This is a genomic window from Sinorhizobium sp. 6-70 (assembly GCF_030124375.1).
GTDB lineage: Bacteria > Pseudomonadota > Alphaproteobacteria > Rhizobiales > Rhizobiaceae > Sinorhizobium.
The window spans coordinates 603,902-621,945 of the sequence record NZ_JASKLS010000002.1 but is presented as its reverse complement, the minus strand read 5'-3'; the positions used below and the strand labels follow the sequence as shown (position 1 = coordinate 621,945).

Sequence of the window (18,044 nt, the reverse complement as noted above, 5' to 3'; positions counted from 1 at the left end):
CATTTCCCGACGCGCGTCCAACAAGGTGATTGCGGCCTCGAACAAGTAGGCACGGACGAGAGGATCTCCGCTTGCACGCGGAACGATCACCGGCTTTGAACGTTCGGTCAACACGGCATCCCCGCGGTAGGAGCGTTGTCTTCTCCGAGGAGAAAGTCGGCTGACATCCCGTCGACGAATATGGGGAGCTTAGCGAATGGCGAAGGCGCCGAACTCTGCTGCAGCGACCAAGGCAAAGAGCCCGGCTCGCACGGCGAAGGCGTCCACATCCGGGAAGCCGATCGCCGGCGGATCGAGATCCCCCAAGCGGACAGCGGCGAGTTCTGGGCGTCCCGTCTATCTGGTCGACGGTGCGCGCACCCCTTTTCTCCGGGCCCGCAACAAGCCGGGGCCGTTCACGCCGGTCGATCTTGCTGTGCAATGCGGGCGCCCGCTGCTCATGCGCCTGCCTTTCCCTCCGGACGAATTCGACGCCGTCATTCTCGGATGCGTCAACGTCATCGCCGACGAGATGAATCCGGCGCGCGTCGCCGCGCTCAGGCTCGGCATGGGTGCGGCGATCACGGCCTTCACCGTCCAGATCAACTGCGGCTCGGGCATGCAGTCGATCGATAGCGCCTTCCGGATGATCGAAACGGGCGAGGCCGAACTCATCATGGCGGGCGGCGCGGAAGCGCTGTCGCATGCGCCGCTGGTGCTTCGCGAGCAAGCGGTCGAATGGTTCGGTACCGTCGCAACGGCAAAGACATCCTGGGAGAAAACCACCGCGTTGGCTGGCTTTCGGCCGGAGATGGCGAAGCCGGTGGTTGGCCTTGAACGTGGGCTCACCGATCCGATCACCGAACTCAACATGGGCCAGACGGCGGAAGTCATCGGCCACCTCTTCGGCATCACGCGTGAAGCGGCCGACGCCTATGCCCTTGAAAGCCATCAACGCCTGGCACGCGCGCAAAACAACGGCTTGCTCGACGGCGAGATCGTTCCGGCGACTTGCCGCGCCGGCATGCTCTACGACCATGACGACGGTGTGCGGCCTGACACGTCGATGGAGAAGCTCGCGAAGTTGGACCCTGTTTTCGAAAAACCTTACGGCAACATCACCGCCGGCAATTCCTGCCAGATCACGGACGGCGCGTGCTGGGTCGTCCTTGCATCGGAAGAGGCGATGAGCAAGCACAGGCTCACGCCGCTCGCCCGCATAATCGACAGCGAATGGTCGGCGCTCCATCCTTCGATCATGGGGCTGGCCCCGACATTGTGTTCCACTGAAATCATGAAACGCCGAGATCTCTCCCTTGAGGACATCGACCTGTGGGAACTCAACGAAGCCTTCGCCGCGCAGGTGCTCGCCTGTCTTGCCGCATGGCAGGATGAGGAATATTGCCGAGACGTGCTCGGCCTCGACGGCGTCTTCGGGCGCATCGAACGCGACCGGCTCAATGTGGATGGAGGGGCGATCAGCCTCGGGCATCCGGTCGGCACGAGCGGAAACCGCCTCGTGCTTCATCTCGTCAACGCCATGCATCATCGTGGCTTGAGGCGCGGTATCGCGACCGAGTGCATCGGCGGCGGGCAAGGCGGCGCCATGCTCGTGGAGGTCGCATGATGCCAGCCACAAATGCGTCCGTCTGGAAAACGCCCGCCCCCCGCAAGATGGAGTTCGGACCGCGCGACGCCGCGAAGGTTTTCACGCACTGGCGGCTGAGCATGGGGCCGGACGACATCGCCTGGCTTTTGCTCGACAGGTCCAGCGAAAGCACGAACACGCTGTCGGAATCGGTTCTCGCCGAACTGGACATGGCGCTTGGCGATATTGAAGGCATGGGCGCCAAGGGGCTCGTCATCCGCTCGACCAAGAAAGGCGGCTTTATCGCCGGCGCGGACATCCACGACTTCAAGGGCGTGACCGAGGCGCGCGAGGTCGAGAAGCGCATGAGGCGGGCGCACGAAATCGTCGATCGTCTTGCGGCACTCAGGATACCGACGGTGGCCTTGATCCACGGCTACTGCCTCGGCGGTGGGCTCGAACTAGCGCTCGCCTGCAAATACCGCATGGCTTTGGGCGACGCGAAGCTGGGCTTCCCCGAAATCATGCTTGGCCTGCATCCGGGGCTTGGCGGGACGTTCCGGCTGACGGCGCTGATCGACCCTGTCGAGGCGATGACGATGATGCTGATGGGAAAGACGGTGCATGGGAAGAAGGCGAAGGCGCTCGGTCTCGTCGACGCCGTTATCGAGGAGCGCCATGTTGAAAACGCCGTGCGCGCGGCCGTCGCCGGCAAGATGAAGAAGGACGGCGGCAACTGGAAATCCAGCGTGTTCGGCCTGCGGCCGGCACGCCAGTTGGCCGCCCGGCAGATGCGGGGCGAGGCGGAGAAACGCGCGCCGAAGCGATATTACCCGGCACCCTACCGCCTCATCGACCTCTGGGAGGAGCACGGCGGCGACAGCAAGGCAATGCAAGAAGCCGAGATCGCGTCGTTCTCGGAACTGCTTGTCAGCGAGACCGCGCAGAACCTTATCCGTGTCTTCTTCCTGCGTGAGAAGCTGAAGGGCTCCGCTAAGGGCGAAAGCGGCATTCGGCACGTCCACGTCATCGGCGCGGGCACGATGGGCGGCGACATCGCAGCCTGGTGCGCGGCGCGGGGACTGCGTGTCACGCTCGCCGACCTCGACCGCAACGCCATCGCCAGGGCGATTGGCCGCGCCGCGGCGTTTTACGACCAGAAGCTTCATTCGAGCATCGAGCGGCGCGACGCGCTCGACCGCCTGATCCCCGATTTCGAGGGGGCAGGGGCCGCCAAGGCTGATCTCGTCATCGAGGCCGTCGTGGAAAAGTTGGATGTCAAACGCAAGGTGTTTGACGGGATCGAGCCGAAAATGCGCAAGGACGCGATCCTCGCCACCAACACGTCGAGCATTCCGCTCGAGGCGTTGCGCGAGGGCCTGACCTTTCCGGATCGGCTCGTCGGCCTGCATTTCTTCAATCCGGTCGCAAAAATGGAGCTCGTCGAGGTTGTTGCTCATGACCAGGCGAGTAAGGCGACGCTCGACAGGGCGCATGCCTTCTGCGGCGCGATCGACAGGTTGCCCGCCGCCGTGAAGAGCGCGCCCGGGTTCCTAGTCAACCGTGCACTGACGCCGTATCTGACCGAGGCTTTCGTCATGCTCGACGAGGGAACGCCCAAGGAGACGATCGACCGGGCGGCGGAGGAGTTCGGCATGCCGATGGGTCCGATCGAGCTCGCCGACCGCATCGGGCTCGACATCGGCCTCGAGGTCGTCAGGATGCTCAAGGACAGGCTCGATGATCCCATCGCCGACATTCCGGCGTGGCTGGAAAAGAAGGTTGACCGTGGCGAGACCGGCCGAAAGGCGGGCAAGGGACTTTACGGCTATGACGGCAAGCGCAAGCCAAAAAAGGGATCCGGTGCGCCGGGACCCGGCCCGGAGATGGCGGAGCGCCTTCTTCTGCCCATGCTCAATACCTGCGTGCGCTGTCTGCGCGAGGGCATCGTCGAAGACGAGGATACGCTCGATGGCGCGATGATCTTTGCGACCGGTTTCGCGCCGTTCCGTGGCGGGCCGATGCATTACGCGCGCAGGCGCGGCGCGTCAGACATTCTGGAGACGTTGAGGCGGCTCGAACAGCAGCACGGGCCTCGGTTTGCCCCCGACAAGGGCTGGGACGCAATGAGCGGAGAAACGTGACGGGCAAGCCGGACCAGCATCAACGGGCCGAAAGCGTCGCCGACCGCATCATAGCGTGTCTCGGCGGGCACATTGTGCTTGCGCTTCCGCTCGGGCTTGGCAAGGCCAATCTCGTCGCAAATGCACTGTTCGAGCGGGCGGCCCTGGACAGAACGGTCGATCTCGAAATACTCACCGCGCTGACGCTGGAAACGCCTGCCTGGTCAAGCGAGATGGAACGCCGCTTCCTTCAACCTATGACCGAGCGGCTGTATTCGGGTTACCCGGGGCTCACCTATGCCAAAGCGCTGCGCGAAGGGTCGCTGCCGGAAAACGTCCGCATCAGCGAGTTCTTTTTCGTCGCCGGGCGCTGGCTCTCGATCGAGATCGCCCAGCAGAACTATGTCTCGGCCAATTACACGCATGCGGGCCGATACGCGCTCGAACGCGGCATCAACGTCCTCGCGCAACTTGTGGCAAAGCGCCGCGACGGCGCCGACGCCGAATATAGCCTGTCCTGCAACGCCGACATCACGCTCGACATTCTGCCGGCGCTGAAGGCCCGGCACGAGCCGTTTCTTCTTGTAGGCGAGGTCAGCTCCCAATTGCCCTTCATGCCTGGCGAGGCGGTGCTGCCGGCCGGCGAGTTCGATTTCATCCTCGACGGACCCGATCGCGACCGACCGCTCTTCGTCGTGCCCCGGGAACCGGTATCGCTGGCCGATCACGCTATCGGCATCCGTGCGGCGAGCCTGGTGAAGGATGGCGGAACGCTGCAGATCGGCATCGGATCACTGGGCGATGCGTTGACGGCGGGCCTCATCCTGCGACAGCGCCGGCCCGAGGTTTTTGCCGACGCGCTGCATCGCCTTGCTCCCCACGAGACCGCAAGGCGGGAGACGAGAGCCTTCGAGAGCGGTCTCTACGCCGCCAGTGAGATGTTTGTCGACGGTTTCACGGATCTATTCCGGGCAGGCATCCTCAAGCGCCGCGCCTCGGACGGGGCGATACTCCATTCCGGCTTCTTCGTTGGCAGCAAGGCGCTCTACCAATTCCTCCGCGACCTGCCCGAGGAGGAGCGCGCGCTTTTCCAGATGCGGGGCATTTCCTTCGTCAACGAGCTTTACGGCGAGGAGGAGAAGAAGCGCGCCGACCGGGTGAACGCGCGCTTCGTCAACAATGCAATGATGGTGACGCTCATGGGAGCAACGGTATCGGACGCGCTTGCAGACGGCCGCGTCGTCTCCGGCGTCGGCGGGGAGTACAACTTCGTCGCCCAGGCCTTCGCCCTCGAAGGCGCGCGCTCCATCATCACCCTCAACGCGGCGCGCTGGCATCGCGGGCGTCGTCAATCGCGCCTCGTCTGGTCCTACGGACACACGACGCTGCCGCGGCATCTGCGCGACATCGTCGTGACCGAATACGGCATTGCCGATCTACGCGGCAAATCCGACCGCGACTGCATAGCCGCGATGCTGGCAGTCACCGATTCGGCCTTTCAGGACGAACTGCTCGACGCGGCCAAAACCGCCGGCAAGATCGAGAGGGATTTTACCGTTCCGACTGCCTTCCGCCGGAATACCCCAGAGGCTGTTGCGGAAGCGCTTCTCCCGCTGCGCAAGGAAGGCTGGTGCGCCACGTTTCCATTCGGCACGGAGTTCACCGAGGAGGAACAGCACCTGGTTCCGGCGCTGCGCTATCTGAAGCATAGAACTGCTTCCAGGCGATCGCTTGCGCGCGCCGTCCTTGTGTCGCTCGCCGAAGCCCGCCCTGACCAAGCAGAGCGCGCCGCGCTTGAAAGGATGCACCTCGCCGCTCCAGCGAACCTGCGCGAAAGGCTTTATGCGAAACTGCTTCTCCGGGCGCTCAGACGCGGCAAATAGCGTTCATGGCACCGGGGCAGAGTTCAGCCGCCGCTTCTATACTCCGCGGCCTCAGAGCTCCCGGCGCGCTTGTCGCCGCCGTCTTCCTTTTTCTTCGAATGCTGCGCGGCGATCGGCGAGATCTCTTCCATGGGAAACGCGTCGACGGCGACCACGCGGTCCACGGCCGCCTTGGCTTCGGCAAGTTGCTCGAATTCCTCGCCGCTGATGACGCCCTTGTCGCGCGCCTCTTCCGGATCATGGAGGTGCTTGTCACGCATCTTCTTCTCGATGGGCGCCGCGGCGGTGACCAGCCTGAAAGCGCGCTCGAGATCCTTGAACGGGTGCTGTTCGTGCCCTTCGCCCAGATAGATGTCCGGCGTCAGCCGTTCGCGCTGGGGCGAATCGTTCATCAGCGTCTCGGCCACCGCGCCTGTGAGTTCGTCCGACGGCGCCGGAGCGGAAATCCCCATGGGGAAGGCGGCCAGTCTGACAAGGATCGCCGCCCAGCGCGCCGGCAAATTGTCGAGCACGCCGGCAAAAGCGGCCGCGATACGACCCTGACCCTGGCGCATCAGATAGTCGACGATCGGCTGGTCTTCTTGTTGCCGCCCCTCTGCCTCGTAACGGGTCAGCACCGCGCCGAGCAGATAGAGTTCCGACAGGATGTCGCCCAGCCTGGCTGAGATCATCTCCTTGCGCTTGAGCGCTCCGCCCAGCGTCAGCAGCGAGAGGTCGGCAAGCAGCGCGAAGGCAGCGGCGTTGCGTGAAAGCTGTTTCCAGAACCCGGGCATCGCCGCCCCATCCGGGGCCGGACCGATGCGCCCGCCCGACCAGCCGCGCACAAAGGTGCGCCAAAGCGTAGCGAAAGCATGTCCGACATGGCGCCAGAGTATCTTGTCGAAGGTGTCCAGGCCCTTCTTCCCGTCCTGGTCGGACAGCGCCAGCATTTCCTTCAGCATGTAGGGATGCGAGCGCACCGCACCCTGGCCGAAGATCATTAGGCTCCGCGTGAGGATATTCGCGCCTTCGACCGTGATTCCGATCGGCGCCGACCTGTATTGGCTGCCGAGATAATTCCTTGGACCGTCGATGATCGCCTTGCCGCCGTGAATGTCCATCGCCTTGCAGACAGAATCGCGCATGCGCTCGGTGGCGTGGAATTTCATGATGGCCGAGATCACGGACGGCCTGTGTCCCTGATCGAGAGCGGCGATGGTGAGCCGCCTTGCGGCATCGATCAGATAGATGTTCGCGGCAAGGTCGGCGAGGGGCTTCCGGATGCCCTCGAACACGCCGATCGGAACGTCGAACTGGGTCCGGACCCGCGCGTGGGCGCCGGTTGCGCGCGCACACATGGCAGCGGCCGCCGCCGACTGCGCCGGCAGCGAAATGCCGCGGCCGGCGGCAAGCGCCGTCATCAGCATCTTCCAGCCTTCTCCGATCTGCTTCTCGCCGCCCAGGATCAGGTCGAGCGGCAGAAACACATCCCTCCCGTAAAGCGGACCGTTCTGGAAATGGGTGAATTGCGGTATGTGCCGCTCGCCATGGGTGACGCCCGGCGCTGATGTCGGTAGCAGCGCGAGCGTGATGCCGAGTTCATTCCCGCGGCCGAGATGATTTTCCGGGTCGTACATCTTGAAGGCGAGACCCACCACGGTGGCGATCGGACCGAGCGTGATGTAGCGCTTGTGGAAGTTGAGCCTGACGCCCAGTACTTTCTCTCCCTCCCAGGCGCCAAATTCGACGATGCCCGCGTCGGTCATCGCTGCCGCATCCGAGCCGGCGTCCGGCGAAGTCAGGGCGAAGCAGGGAATCTCGCGCCCGTCGGCGAGCCTGGGCAGCCAGTAATCACGCTGTTCGTCGGTGCCGAAATGCATCAGCAATTCGGCGGGGCCGAGGGAATTCGGCACCATCACCGTCACGCCGGCCACGACGCTGCAGGAAGAGACGGTGCGCACGACTTCCGAATGCGCGGTGTTTGAAAAGCCGAGGCCGCCATATTTTTTTGGGATGATCATGCCGAAGAATTTCTTCTTGCGCAGGAAGTCCCAGACGTCACACGGCAGGTCGCGGTCTTCCCAGTTGATCTTCCAATCGTCGATCATGGCACAGAGTTCGCGCACCGGCCCGTCCATGAAGGCCTGCTCCTCTGCGGAAAGTCTCGTTGGCGGTATGGCGAGAAGTCTGTTCCAGTCCGGATTCCCGGTGAATAGCTCGCGGTCCCACCATACCGTACCCGCCTCGATCGCGTCGCGCTCGGTCTCCGAGATCGGCGGCATGACGTGAGCGGCCCATTTGAAGAGCGGCTTGGTGATTGTGTCGCGTCGGAAAGTGTGCGGGCGCATGGGACCCGTTCCTTAAATCCATCATACCCATACTGGCTGGAATGCCTTCGCCTGCGATCAGTTCCAGCGAGCGTCGTCGTCAATTCCCTCCAACCTGGATTGATCCTGCTCAGTATCCAATGAGCTTGACGTTAACCACTCCCGAACCAGTTGACCAAATGCTCTGGCGCTGGCCGATTGCTTGGAAGTGGCGGTGGGCATGTGCGTTTAGTGGGTCTTCGATCGGATCGGATAGGATCGCTTCGGCTGTAAGGCACGCCTATGACATCGGCGAAAAGCGCCCTCCCAACCGCAAACTTGGTACTGCGATCAGCCGCGGGAACGGATGCTAATTGGAAAACGTTCCCTCAAATGCGTTGCCTTCAAATCGGCTGCGGGATGCGGCCGTAACAGGTCCGACAGCCAGCGAGGACTGGCGGAACCGGCAACATTTGTTCCGCCGAGCGGATCAAGCGCCTGATGCGGTCGTTCGATTTGGAACGCGGCCGATAACGCGTCGGTAGATGAGGAGGTCCTTAGAAGCACAATGACCAACCGATCTGGCCGAGATGATCCAGGCGGCGAGAAAATCGTGACGGTGTTCGGCGGAACGGGTTTCCTTGGGCGGCGGATCGTGTGCAGGCTTCTGGAGAAAGCCGTCGATGTACGTGCCGTCTCGCGCCATCCGCACAAGAACAAATGCGACAACGCGTCCGGTAAGGGGCGAATTCAGCAGATCGAGGCGGACATACTGAATGCATCCTCGATCGCCGCTGTCGTTGGTGGATCTCGCGTGGTTGTGAATGCGGTAAGCCTTTATGTCGAGCACGGTGAGCAGACCTTCGAGCGTGTCCATGTACAAGCCGCGGCCGATCTGGCGACCGCTTCGCGGGATGCAGGCGTCGAGAGCTTCATACAGATTTCGGGTATCGGATCGGATGCAAAATCGCGTTCGAATTACATTCGGGCCCGGGGCCGCGGCGAGGAGGCGGTGAAGGCGACATTTCAAGGCGCAGTGATCGTCCGTCCCGCTGTTATGACTGGGCCCGATGACGCGTTCATCACAACGATCTCGAGGCTGGTACGGCTCCTCCCGATCTATCCGCTGTTCGGCAACGGCGGCACGCGGCTGCAACCGGTTTATGTCGAGGACGTGGCAGAAGCCGTGAGCCGCCTGGCCTTGGGGCAGAATTCCACCGATGCCTCGATTTTCGAGTGCGCCGGTCCGCGCATTTATTCGTATCGGGAACTCGTCGGGCAGATAGCCACGCAACTCAAGTTGCCAATCAGGTTTGTGCCCGTGCCATTCCCGCTGTGGAGCATGTTGGCGACTGCTACGGAGTGCCTTCCCGGCGTATTCTTGACGCGCAATCAAGTCGATCTCATGCGTTGCGACAATGTCGCGGCAAACGATCTGCCGGGCCTCCAAGAACTGGGTATGCAAGCCCGCAGTATCGAGGACGTCGTCTACATGATCGAGCACGACGTTTGAGCTTTAACTGCCGGGAAAAGGCGTGGCGCTTCACAATCTGCAACTGGAAGAAACTCGGGTGCCATTTCGCTGCTCGGATTCATGATGGCAAAAGGCACTTAAGTGTATCTCTTCGATGCCAAGCACTTCTAAGCTCCTTTTGAAGCCAGCTTGCCACTTAACGAAAAATATGACAATACCGGTCAACTTACCGGGCTGTGATGTGTGACAGCACCAAACGACGGTGCAATTTCCGTGCTGGCAATGAACGTCTGACACCTAAAAAAGGAAGAACTGATCTACAAATGAACTTCTGGCATTCCATGTCTTGGAAAACCGAAGGCATTCGCGTCACAGCTCCCGTCCAATGGCGCCAATACGATGGGATGGTCAGCGTCCTTTGGGAGGCGGAAAGTCAAGCTGGTGCCAGTGGCTACTATCTCGCGGACGATCCGCGCATCATGTTTTTCTTCAACGACGTCTCGTCGAACGTTCGCATTTCGAACCAGGACAATGATCTGACGAGGAATTCGCGTCCCATGGCGCGTGCCGTGTATATTCCTGCCGGTGTCCCGTTGTGGACCGGCAGTCGAAAGACGCATAGCTTCAGTCACCTTAACCTGCACCTGCACAAGGATCGGGTGTTGCGGTATCTGGTTTCATCGGTCGGGAACTCCGCGGCGCAGGCGGCGTTGCGCCGTCCGGTCGAACTCAAAGACGTGGCGGCAATCGACGCGTTGGCGAAGCTGTTGGCCGACGAAATAAAAACGCCTTCCAAGCATGCAGTCTATGCGGAGAGCCTTATAGGGAGCATCGTCGCGGGGCTTCTGGATATTCCCGCCGAAAGGGAGGAGAGGGCTGGCGGCAGGCTGACACAGGCACAGATGAACAAGCTCATCTCGCATATCGACGCGCTTGGCGATTATCGTATGTCTGTCGCCGACATGGCCGCGGTCGTCGGCCTGTCCGAAAGCTGGTTTGCAAATGTCTTCAAGCAAACGACGGGTAACACACCGCTGCAATGGCAGCTTGCAAAGCGTGTCGAGCTTTCGAAACAGTTGCTCGGCGAAAGCGACCTTCCGGTTGCCAGCATCGCCGCGCAGCTCGGATTTTCCGATCAGGCACACCTGACCAAGGTCTTCCGCCAGATCGTTGGCGAAACTCCGGCGGCCTGGCGGCGGATGCGGCATCTCCGGCAATCGTGAAAATCCCGCCCTGCGAATCGCGGGCGGGACGACTTGTCCTTACCAGGTCTGGCGCAGCGTCGCGAGGATGGTGCGTCCCGGATTGTAGTACACCGCGCCGGAGTCCTTACTCGCCACGTGTTTCTCGTCGAATACATTGTTGACGTTTAGCTGGAATGTCGTGTTTTCCTGGACCTTGTAGGTGAAGGCTGCATCGAACACGACTGCGCTGTCCGACGATGTGGTGTTGGTGATGTTGGTGTAATACGCGTCCGTGTAGCGAGCTCCGAGCCCGAACATCATGTCGCCCCTCGCGCCTTCGCCCTCCAGTGTGTAGGTGCCCCACACCGAAGCGATATTCTTGGGAACACGCATCAGGCGGTTGCCATCATTGGCTCCGCCAGGTTCTTCAATCTTGGAGTCGATGTAGCTGTAGGCGGCAATCACGGTGATATTATTCGTCACCTCCGCCTTGGCTTCGAGTTCGAAGCCACGATGTCTGACCTTTTCGACCGTTTGCGGCAGATAGGTGACCTGATCAAAGACGGTAATGTTGCCCTTCGTCAGGTCGTAGACGGAAGCAGTGAACAATGCCGGAAAAGCATCCGGGCGATATTTAATCCCGGCTTCATACTGCTTCCCCGTTGTAGGTTCGCTACCTGCGGCAGGCGGCGCGGCCGACTCGGCGTAGCTGATATAAGGAGCCAGTTCCTCGGTAATCTTGTAGCTCACACCGACCCGCGTCGTGAATTCGCTGTGGTTGCCGGCCTGTGTGGTACCTGCAAGCAGATTTGTCTCGCTAAGGTCAAGCCAGTCATTGCGCAAGCCGACGCTCACAGTCAGCTTGTCGAAGAAGGTCAGATCCTGCTGCAGATAGATCGCATTGGTCTGCTGGTCGTTGTTGGTGCTGGCATAAGGCGCCAGCGCGCCAGGCCCGCCTGAATAGATCGGGTTTTCCCAGTCGATCGAAGGCGCAGGCGCATAAAAGTTGTCGCTGTCCGACTCGTATTTATTGTAATCGGCACCGAAAAGCGTGCGGCTCTCCACATTGTCGAAACTTGCTTCGTAAACCAGGTGCGCATCGATGACGAATTGTTCGGTCGATTTCTCGTTTCCGAAGAAATAGCGACCCGCCACGGTCGAGCCGTCGGTCGGTGTGCTGCCAATATAGGCGCTGCCGAACCCGTCGTTCAGATTGCTGTAGCGGGCGTTGGAACTGAAACTCAGGCCGTTGCCGAAATCGTGGTCGAACAGGACGCTGTAGGTATTGCGGTTCGTCTCGCTGAAGTAATAGTCCGGCTCCCCGAAAAACTGGTCCCTGTCGAAATCAGTACCGAGCGGGTGACCACCGCTACCGGGGACTCCGTCCTTGTCGAGATGATCGAAGACAAATGTCAGGCTTGTCGCGTCGGTGGGGCGCCACGTCACGCCGCCCATGATGAAGTTCTCGTCATCCTGAGAATAATCGTATTCGGCGTCGGAGCGCTGGAATTTGCCGGTCAAACGGTAGGATAGGGTGTCGTCCTCCGTGAGGTTGTCACCGAAATCGAAGCCCAGTTCCTTATGTGAGAAAGAGCCGCCCGTGCCATAGACTTCACCGAAACGATCACTCTTCGGCGTTTTCGTGACATAGTTCACCGATCCGCCGGGTTCCGCCGCTCCAAAGCTTGAGGAACTGGCGCCCTTCAACACCTCGATGCGCTCGAAAGCATAGGGCTCTTCCCTAACCCCTGCAAAGGTCCTGCCGATGGCCAATCCGTCGCGATACGTGTACGGGGTGAAGCCGCGAATGTCGAAGTAGTCGAAACGGTCGTCCGAACCATAGAAGTCGGTCACCACACCCGCCGTATATTGTACGACTTGCTCGACAGTGTCGGCGGCGCGTTCTTCAATTTCCTTGGCGGTAATGACGGAAACCGAGGCGGGGGCTACCAGGATATCGGTCGGCATCTTGCCGAGGCCGGTCGTTTCTCTGGCAACGATCGACTTTGAATCGTCATCGGTATTGAGCACGCTTCCGCTACCAGCGCCCTGGGCCACAATCTCCTCCAGCGCGGTTGCGCCGCCTTCAGTGCCTGCTTCCTGTGCAAACGAAAGGGCAGGCGTCAACGCAATGAGTGCCGTGCAACCCAGGAGAAATGCGTTTCGGTAACGGATCGGCGCCCGCGTTGGCCAGCGGCATGTTTGATCGATGTCCATGTTCATATTCCAATTGACGTAAATGCTGAAAGCGATCGGCCTCATTACCAATGCCGTTGGAGGCCGCCGAACTGCATCGCGTCTGGCCGTCCGCCGCGCATGAAAGCAGCGCCCAACCGGCCCCCGGCTTGAAGTCGTTGTCCCACGGTCCGCCATTAACTGGAGCGGATTTGTCTAGTATTGTATATTTCCCCGGTTTTGTACGATCCGCCGGAAATCTCCGCGCACTTTCTGGATAATGGCTGCTTTGCCGTTGACGTCGGGTAATTAACCTGAGACTGGGGGTCAACTTATAACGTTGAATGGAGTGTGGCGATGAAGCTGTTTCGTTTCGCCGTGCTGGCAATGATGGCCCTCGTTTTGACAGGCAGGCACGAAACCGTGTTCGCCGCCGAGAGCGCTTCGTATCCCATCACCATCAAGCATGCCTTCGGCACTACCATCATCGAGAAGAAGCCGCAGCGGGTGGCAACCGTCGCCTGGGCAAACCACGAAGTACCGCTGGCTCTTGGCGTCGTTCCGGTTGGCATGGCGCGCGCCAACTTCGGTGACGACGATGGTGATGGCATCCTGCCGTGGGTCGCCGCACGGCTGGACGAGCTCAAGGCCGAAAAGCCGGTGCTTTTCGACGAGGGCGATGGCATCGATTTCGAGGCGGTCGCCGCCACCCAACCGGACGTCATCCTTGCTGCCTATTCTGGCCTCAGCCAGGCGGACTTTGACACCTTGAGCGAGATCGCGCCTGTTGTTGCTTATCCCCAGGCGCCCTGGTCGACGGATTGGCGCGAGACAACCCGATTGAACAGTGCCGGGCTTGGGATGACTGCAGAAGGCGAGGCGCTAATCGCCGATATCGAGGCCGACATCGCCCGCACACTTGATGGGCATCCCGAGCTCAAGGGCAAATCGGCGATGTTCATTACGCATCTCAGCGCATGGGACCTCAGCGTCGTCAATTTCTACACGATCAACGACACGCGCGTGAAATTCTTTGCCGATCTCGGGCTCGCATCGCCGAAAAGTGTCGTGCAGGCATCGCAACCCGGGAAGTTCTCGGGCTCCGTCAGCGCCGAGCAGATCGATGCCTTCGACGATGTCGATATTCTCGTTACCTACGGCGACGGGATGCTTTTCGATGCTTTGAAAGCCAACCCGCTGATGCTGCATATGCCAGCCGTTGCGCGGGAATCTATTGTCATGCTCGGCAACAACGCGGTTGGTAACGCCGCGAATCCGACGCCGCTGTCGATCAGATGGATCTTGAAGGACTACGTGAAGCTGCTGAGCGAGGCAGCCAAGAAGCCGAAATGACCGCCGGAATCATCAAGACATCGGACGGGCGTTGGTCGGCCGTGTCCCGTTCCAACCGAATGCGAAGCCTTTGGCTGGCCGCGCTTTTCGCACTCCTGGCGATCTTGCTTGTCACCTCTGTTACCGTTGGCACGCGCAACGTCGGGTGGAACGATATCGCCGCGGCGCTGGGCGGTGCGCAGGATAACATTGGTCGGGCATCGGTCGCGCTGCGCATTCCGCGGACCTTGCTGGCACTGCTCGCAGGGGGCGCTTTGGGGTTGGCCGGAGCGATCATGCAAGGCGTGACCCGTAATCCGCTTGCGGATCCCGGCATTCTCGGCGTCAACATGGGGGCATCTCTCGCGGTCGTCGTTGGCGTCGCCTGGTTCGGAATGTCATCCGTTTATGCCTATATCTGGGTCGCGATTTTGGGTGCCGGATGCGCCGCGATCTTCGTCTACGCCATCGGTTCGCTGGGGAGAGGCGGCGCAACGCCTCTGAAAATGGCGCTTGCAGGCGCGGCGACGTCGGTCGCGCTTGCGTCCATGGTTATCGCCGTCGTGCTGCCGCGGGGCGATATCGCAGGCGGTATTCATTCCTGGCAGGTCGGCGGTGTCGGCGGCGCGACTTACGAGCGAATCCGTCCCGTCTTGCCGTTTCTTCTCGCAGGTTATGTCATCAGCCTGCTGTCCGCCAGAAAGCTCAATTCTCTTGCGCTCGGTGACGAGCTGGCGACCGGGCTCGGCGAAAGCGTCGCAGCCGCGCGTGCCGTTGCGTCCCTCGGCGCTATCCTTCTCTGCGGTGCGAAGACAGCCGTGTGCGGGCCGATCGGTTTCCTCGGGCTGGTCGTGCCGCATCTCTGCCGCCTTTTGATCGGCGTTGACCATCGGTGGTTGCTGTCCTTTTCGACGCTTGGCGGCGCATGTCTCCTGCTCGCGGCGGATGTTCTCGGACGCATCGTCGCACGCCCTGCAGAGATCGATGTCGGCATCGTCACTGCGCTGATCGGTGCGCCATTCTTCATCTGGATCGTCAGGCGCCAGCGTGTGAGGGACCTGTGACAATTCACTCGGCCACCATTGATGTCGTCATCGCAAAACGTCGCAGACGCGCGCGCAGGCACGCTGTCATTCTTGCGGTGTTGCTAACCCTCGTCGCAGTGATCTTCGCCGTCACGTTGTCGGTTGGGCAATCCATCACGCCGCCGGGCGACGTTTTGCGCGTGCTGATCGGCGAAACGGTTCCGGGCGCATCCTTCAATGTGGGACAACTGAGGTTGCCACGCGCCGCGTTGTCGATCCTTGCCGGATTGTGCTTCGGACTGGGCGGTGTTGCGTTTCAGCTCATGTTGCGCAATCCGCTCGCCAGTCCCGACATTATCGGGATCACCTCCGGGGCAGGGGCGGCTGCCGTTTTCGCTATTGTCGTCCTGGCGATAAACGGACCGATGGTTTCAGTTATCGCTGTTGTGGCGGGCCTCGGTGTGGCGCTGCTCGTCTACGGCCTTTCTTTCCGCAATGGGATCGCCGGCACCCGGCTGATCCTTGTCGGCATTGGCGTTTCCGCCATGCTGCAAAGTGTCGTCGCCTACATCTTGCAATCGGCGCCCGCCTGGAATTTGCAGGAGGCGATGCGCTGGCTGACTGGCAGCGTCAACGGCGCTCAGCTCGATCAGGCGCTACCGCTTCTGCTTGCCCTCCTGTTTTTCGGTGGGCTTCTGCTCAGTCGCGGTCGCGATCTCGAGACATTGCGCTTGGGTGACGATATGGCGGCCGGCCTTGGTACGAGGGTCTCGCAAACCCGGATGCTGGTGATTTTGGCAGCGGTCGGTCTGATCGCGTCGGCGACCGCAGCAACGGGACCGATCGCCTTCGTCGCTTTCCTGTCGGGGCCGATCGCCGGCCGGATCATTCGAAACGACGGGTCGCTGCTGATGCCGTCTGCGCTGACGGGCGCCGTTCTCGTGCTCGCCGCCGACTATGTCGGGCAGCATTTTCTGCCGGGCCGCTACCCGGTCGGTGTCGTAACCGGCGCGCTTGGTGCTCCCTACCTGATATACCTGATCGTTCGCATCAACCGGACCGGAGGCTCGTTATGACCGATCATCTGCTCGTCGCCAGCGGACTGTCGGCCGGCTATAACAATACCGAGATCCTGCATGGGCTCGACCTCATCGTTCCCCCGGGGAAGATCACCGTGATCGTCGGCGCCAACGCCTGTGGCAAGTCCACGTTTCTTCGGACGCTTTCGCGATTGATCGTGCCCAGCGACGGGCAGGTACTCCTCGACGGCAAATCCATCCACCGGACACCTTCGCGAGACCTCGCCCGGACGCTGGGTCTGCTGCCGCAGTCGCCGATCGCGCCGGAAGGCATCACTGTGGCCGACCTCGTCAGCCGGGGGCGGCATCCGCATCAAAGCCTGTTTTCCCGCTGGACGCGACAGGACGACGAGGCCGTCGACAGTGCGCTTGCGGCGACAAAGACGTTCGACCTTGCCGATCGGCCGATAGACGAGCTGTCCGGCGGCCAGCGGCAGCGGGTCTGGATCGCCATGGCACTCGCGCAGCAGACAGACATCCTGTTGCTCGACGAGCCGACGACCTTTCTCGACATCAGCCATCAGATCGAGGTGCTCGATCTTCTGACCGATCTGAACAGCATGCGTGGCACGACAGTTGTCATGGTCCTGCACGATCTCAACCTTGCAGCCCGCTATGCCGACCATCTGGTCGCGATTGCCGAAGGGCGCGTGCACATTTCGGGCACGTCAGCGGAGGTGCTTACCGAAGATACCGTGCGGCATGTTTTCGGCCTCGACAGTCGCATCATCAGTGATCCCACGTCGGGTCGGCCAATCATGCTGCCGATCGGGCGTCACCGGATGGCAGCCGCCGATGACATGAGCGACATGTCACAAAAGGAGAAGATCGCATGAACGCGGTACCTTCATTCAAGCTGTCCGGCGTGGCAGTTTCCAGCAGTGCTGCCGACATGCTCGACGAGATTTGCGAGCATTTTGTCGAACATGCCGAGGTGGAACGGATTGACGACCTGGCTGTGCTGCGGAGCAAGGTCGGTGTCGCGCGCATCCGGCTCGAAAACCCTCGCTTGTTGATCGATCTCGACTGTCCGACCCCTGAAACGCTGCATATGAGCCGTACGATCCTGGCGGAACATCTTTTCTATTTTGCCGAAGACCACCCGTTCGAATTGACCTGGTCGGAACCGACGTCTTTGTCGGTGCTGCCGAATCTTCATGAGGTGACAGTCGTCTCGGCGCAAGATGTCACTCCGCATATGCGCCGCGTGATATTTTCCTGCGCGGACGTCACGCCTTTTGTGGGAGGCGACATGCATGTCCGCCTGCTGGTGCCGCCGAAAGGCAAACCGCCGGTCTGGCCCGGCTTTCGTGAAGATGGCCGCATCGCTTGGCCAGAAGGCGAGAACGAGCTTGTGGTTCGTGTCTATACCATCCGCGCCGTCGATCACGATCGCGGTGAGTTGTGGGTCGACTTCTTGCAGCATCCGGCCCCAGGAGTATCGACACCCGGCGCCGATTTTGCGCGCGACGCGCAGCCCGGAGACGTGGCGGCACTTCTCGGGCCAGGCGCAGGCGGTCTGCCAGCGGAGCGATCCATTTTGCTGATCGGCGACGAGAGCGCGTTGCCGGCCATAGCACGGATCGCGGCCGAGGTTCCGGCTGAAACGCGTATGCGGGCCATCATCGAGGTTGAGGACCAGGCAGAAGAGCAGCCGCTTCCGACCGATGGCGTGCTTGACGTGCGTTGGCTGCATCGGAGTAGCTATCCGGAAGGTGCTGCCAATGTCCTCGTGTCCGAAGCGAAAACAGCGATACAAACCGCCGATGACGAAACATTTGTCTGGGCTGCGTGCGAAAAAGGAGACATACGAGCCATCCGGACGTTCCTCAAAGCGCGGCAACATGATCGCAAGAAGATGTATGTCGCTTGGTATTGGGAGAGAAATGCGTAGCTTGACCGCGTCGAGAAACACGG

General features: G+C 61.2%; 12 protein-coding genes. 10 read left to right on the top strand and 2 right to left on the bottom strand.

Annotated features, from left to right (window positions below):
- Positions 1-196 precede the first annotated feature (196 nt).
- The 3 genes from QN222_RS06605 to QN222_RS06595 are packed head-to-tail and all read left to right on the top strand — an operon-like array spanning position 197 to position 5,573.
- On the top strand, positions 197-1,606 hold the full coding sequence (locus QN222_RS06605) for an acetyl-CoA C-acetyltransferase (protein ID WP_283961186.1): 1,410 nt from the start codon (positions 197-199) through the stop codon (positions 1,604-1,606).
- Positions 1,603-3,711 (top strand): 3-hydroxyacyl-CoA dehydrogenase NAD-binding domain-containing protein, encoded by a 2,109-nt coding sequence (locus QN222_RS06600; protein WP_283961185.1) that lies wholly within the window; start codon positions 1,603-1,605, stop codon positions 3,709-3,711. Before QN222_RS06605 ends, QN222_RS06600 begins: the two co-directional genes overlap by 4 nt.
- Positions 3,708-5,573, top strand: a complete 1,866-nt coding sequence (locus QN222_RS06595; RefSeq protein ID WP_284005316.1) for an acetyl-CoA hydrolase/transferase C-terminal domain-containing protein — start codon at positions 3,708-3,710, stop codon at positions 5,571-5,573. Before QN222_RS06600 ends, QN222_RS06595 begins: the two co-directional genes overlap by 4 nt.
- A 23-nt stretch (positions 5,574-5,596) precedes the next feature.
- On the opposite strand, the gene QN222_RS06590 is transcribed toward QN222_RS06595, so the two are convergent.
- A complete protein-coding gene (locus QN222_RS06590) occupies positions 5,597-7,900 on the bottom strand; it encodes an acyl-CoA dehydrogenase (protein WP_283961183.1) in 2,304 nt (767 codons plus the stop codon).
- A 526-nt stretch (positions 7,901-8,426) separates the two neighbouring features.
- Between QN222_RS06590 and QN222_RS06585 the strand changes: the two genes are divergently transcribed.
- Together QN222_RS06585 and QN222_RS06580 are read left to right on the top strand one after the other, a co-directional pair.
- On the top strand, positions 8,427-9,371 hold the full coding sequence (locus tag QN222_RS06585; RefSeq protein ID WP_283961182.1) for a complex I NDUFA9 subunit family protein: 945 nt from the start codon (positions 8,427-8,429) through the stop codon (positions 9,369-9,371).
- A 284-nt stretch (positions 9,372-9,655) separates the two neighbouring features.
- Complete coding sequence (locus QN222_RS06580; RefSeq protein ID WP_283961213.1) at positions 9,656-10,555, top strand: AraC family transcriptional regulator; 900 nt, start codon at positions 9,656-9,658, stop codon at positions 10,553-10,555.
- 39 nt (positions 10,556-10,594) lie between these two features.
- Here the strand turns inward: QN222_RS06580 and QN222_RS06575 are convergent, their stop codons facing one another.
- On the bottom strand, positions 10,595-12,733 hold the full coding sequence (locus tag QN222_RS06575) for a TonB-dependent siderophore receptor (RefSeq protein WP_283961181.1): 2,139 nt from the start codon (positions 12,731-12,733) through the stop codon (positions 10,595-10,597).
- 315 nt (positions 12,734-13,048) lie between these two features.
- Here QN222_RS06575 and QN222_RS06570 point away from each other — a divergent pair, with 315 nt between their 5' ends.
- The 5 genes from QN222_RS06570 to QN222_RS06550 are packed head-to-tail and all read left to right on the top strand — an operon-like array spanning position 13,049 to position 18,021.
- Entirely contained in the window at positions 13,049-14,044 is a 996-nt protein-coding gene (locus tag QN222_RS06570; protein WP_283961180.1) for an iron-siderophore ABC transporter substrate-binding protein, read from the top strand.
- Positions 14,041-15,087, top strand: a complete 1,047-nt coding sequence (locus QN222_RS06565) for an iron ABC transporter permease (RefSeq protein WP_283961179.1) — start codon at positions 14,041-14,043, stop codon at positions 15,085-15,087. The genes QN222_RS06570 and QN222_RS06565 overlap by 4 nt, the downstream gene beginning before the upstream one ends.
- A complete protein-coding gene (locus QN222_RS06560) occupies positions 15,084-16,124 on the top strand; it encodes an iron chelate uptake ABC transporter family permease subunit (RefSeq protein WP_283961178.1) in 1,041 nt (346 codons plus the stop codon). Before QN222_RS06565 ends, QN222_RS06560 begins: the two co-directional genes overlap by 4 nt.
- Entirely contained in the window at positions 16,121-16,963 is an 843-nt protein-coding gene (locus tag QN222_RS06555; RefSeq protein ID WP_283961177.1) for an ABC transporter ATP-binding protein, read from the top strand. Before QN222_RS06560 ends, QN222_RS06555 begins: the two co-directional genes overlap by 4 nt.
- Positions 16,960-18,021, top strand: coding sequence for a DUF2218 domain-containing protein (locus QN222_RS06550; RefSeq protein ID WP_283961176.1), 1,062 nt, complete (start codon positions 16,960-16,962; stop codon positions 18,019-18,021). Before QN222_RS06555 ends, QN222_RS06550 begins: the two co-directional genes overlap by 4 nt.
- The last annotated feature ends 23 nt before the right edge of the window (positions 18,022-18,044 follow it).

Excerpts from the sequence above, each read along its gene's own strand:
- QN222_RS06600 (WP_283961185.1), top strand. The coding sequence starts at position 1,603 with ATGATGCCAGCCACAAATGCGTCCGTCTGGAAAACGCCCGCCCCCCGC.
- QN222_RS06585 (WP_283961182.1), top strand. The coding sequence starts at position 8,427 with ATGACCAACCGATCTGGCCGAGATGATCCAGGCGGCGAGAAAATCGTG.
- QN222_RS06570 (WP_283961180.1), top strand. The coding sequence starts at position 13,049 with ATGAAGCTGTTTCGTTTCGCCGTGCTGGCAATGATGGCCCTCGTTTTG.
- QN222_RS06550 (WP_283961176.1), top strand. The coding sequence starts at position 16,960 with ATGAACGCGGTACCTTCATTCAAGCTGTCCGGCGTGGCAGTTTCCAGC.
- QN222_RS06555 (WP_283961177.1), top strand. The coding sequence starts at position 16,121 with ATGACCGATCATCTGCTCGTCGCCAGCGGACTGTCGGCCGGCTATAAC.
- QN222_RS06580 (WP_283961213.1), top strand. The coding sequence starts at position 9,656 with ATGAACTTCTGGCATTCCATGTCTTGGAAAACCGAAGGCATTCGCGTC.
- QN222_RS06590 (WP_283961183.1), bottom strand. The coding sequence starts at position 7,900 with ATGCGCCCGCACACTTTCCGACGCGACACAATCACCAAGCCGCTCTTC.
- QN222_RS06575 (WP_283961181.1), bottom strand. The coding sequence starts at position 12,733 with ATGGACATCGATCAAACATGCCGCTGGCCAACGCGGGCGCCGATCCGT.
- QN222_RS06565 (WP_283961179.1), top strand. The coding sequence starts at position 14,041 with ATGACCGCCGGAATCATCAAGACATCGGACGGGCGTTGGTCGGCCGTG.
- QN222_RS06605 (WP_283961186.1), top strand. The coding sequence starts at position 197 with ATGGCGAAGGCGCCGAACTCTGCTGCAGCGACCAAGGCAAAGAGCCCG.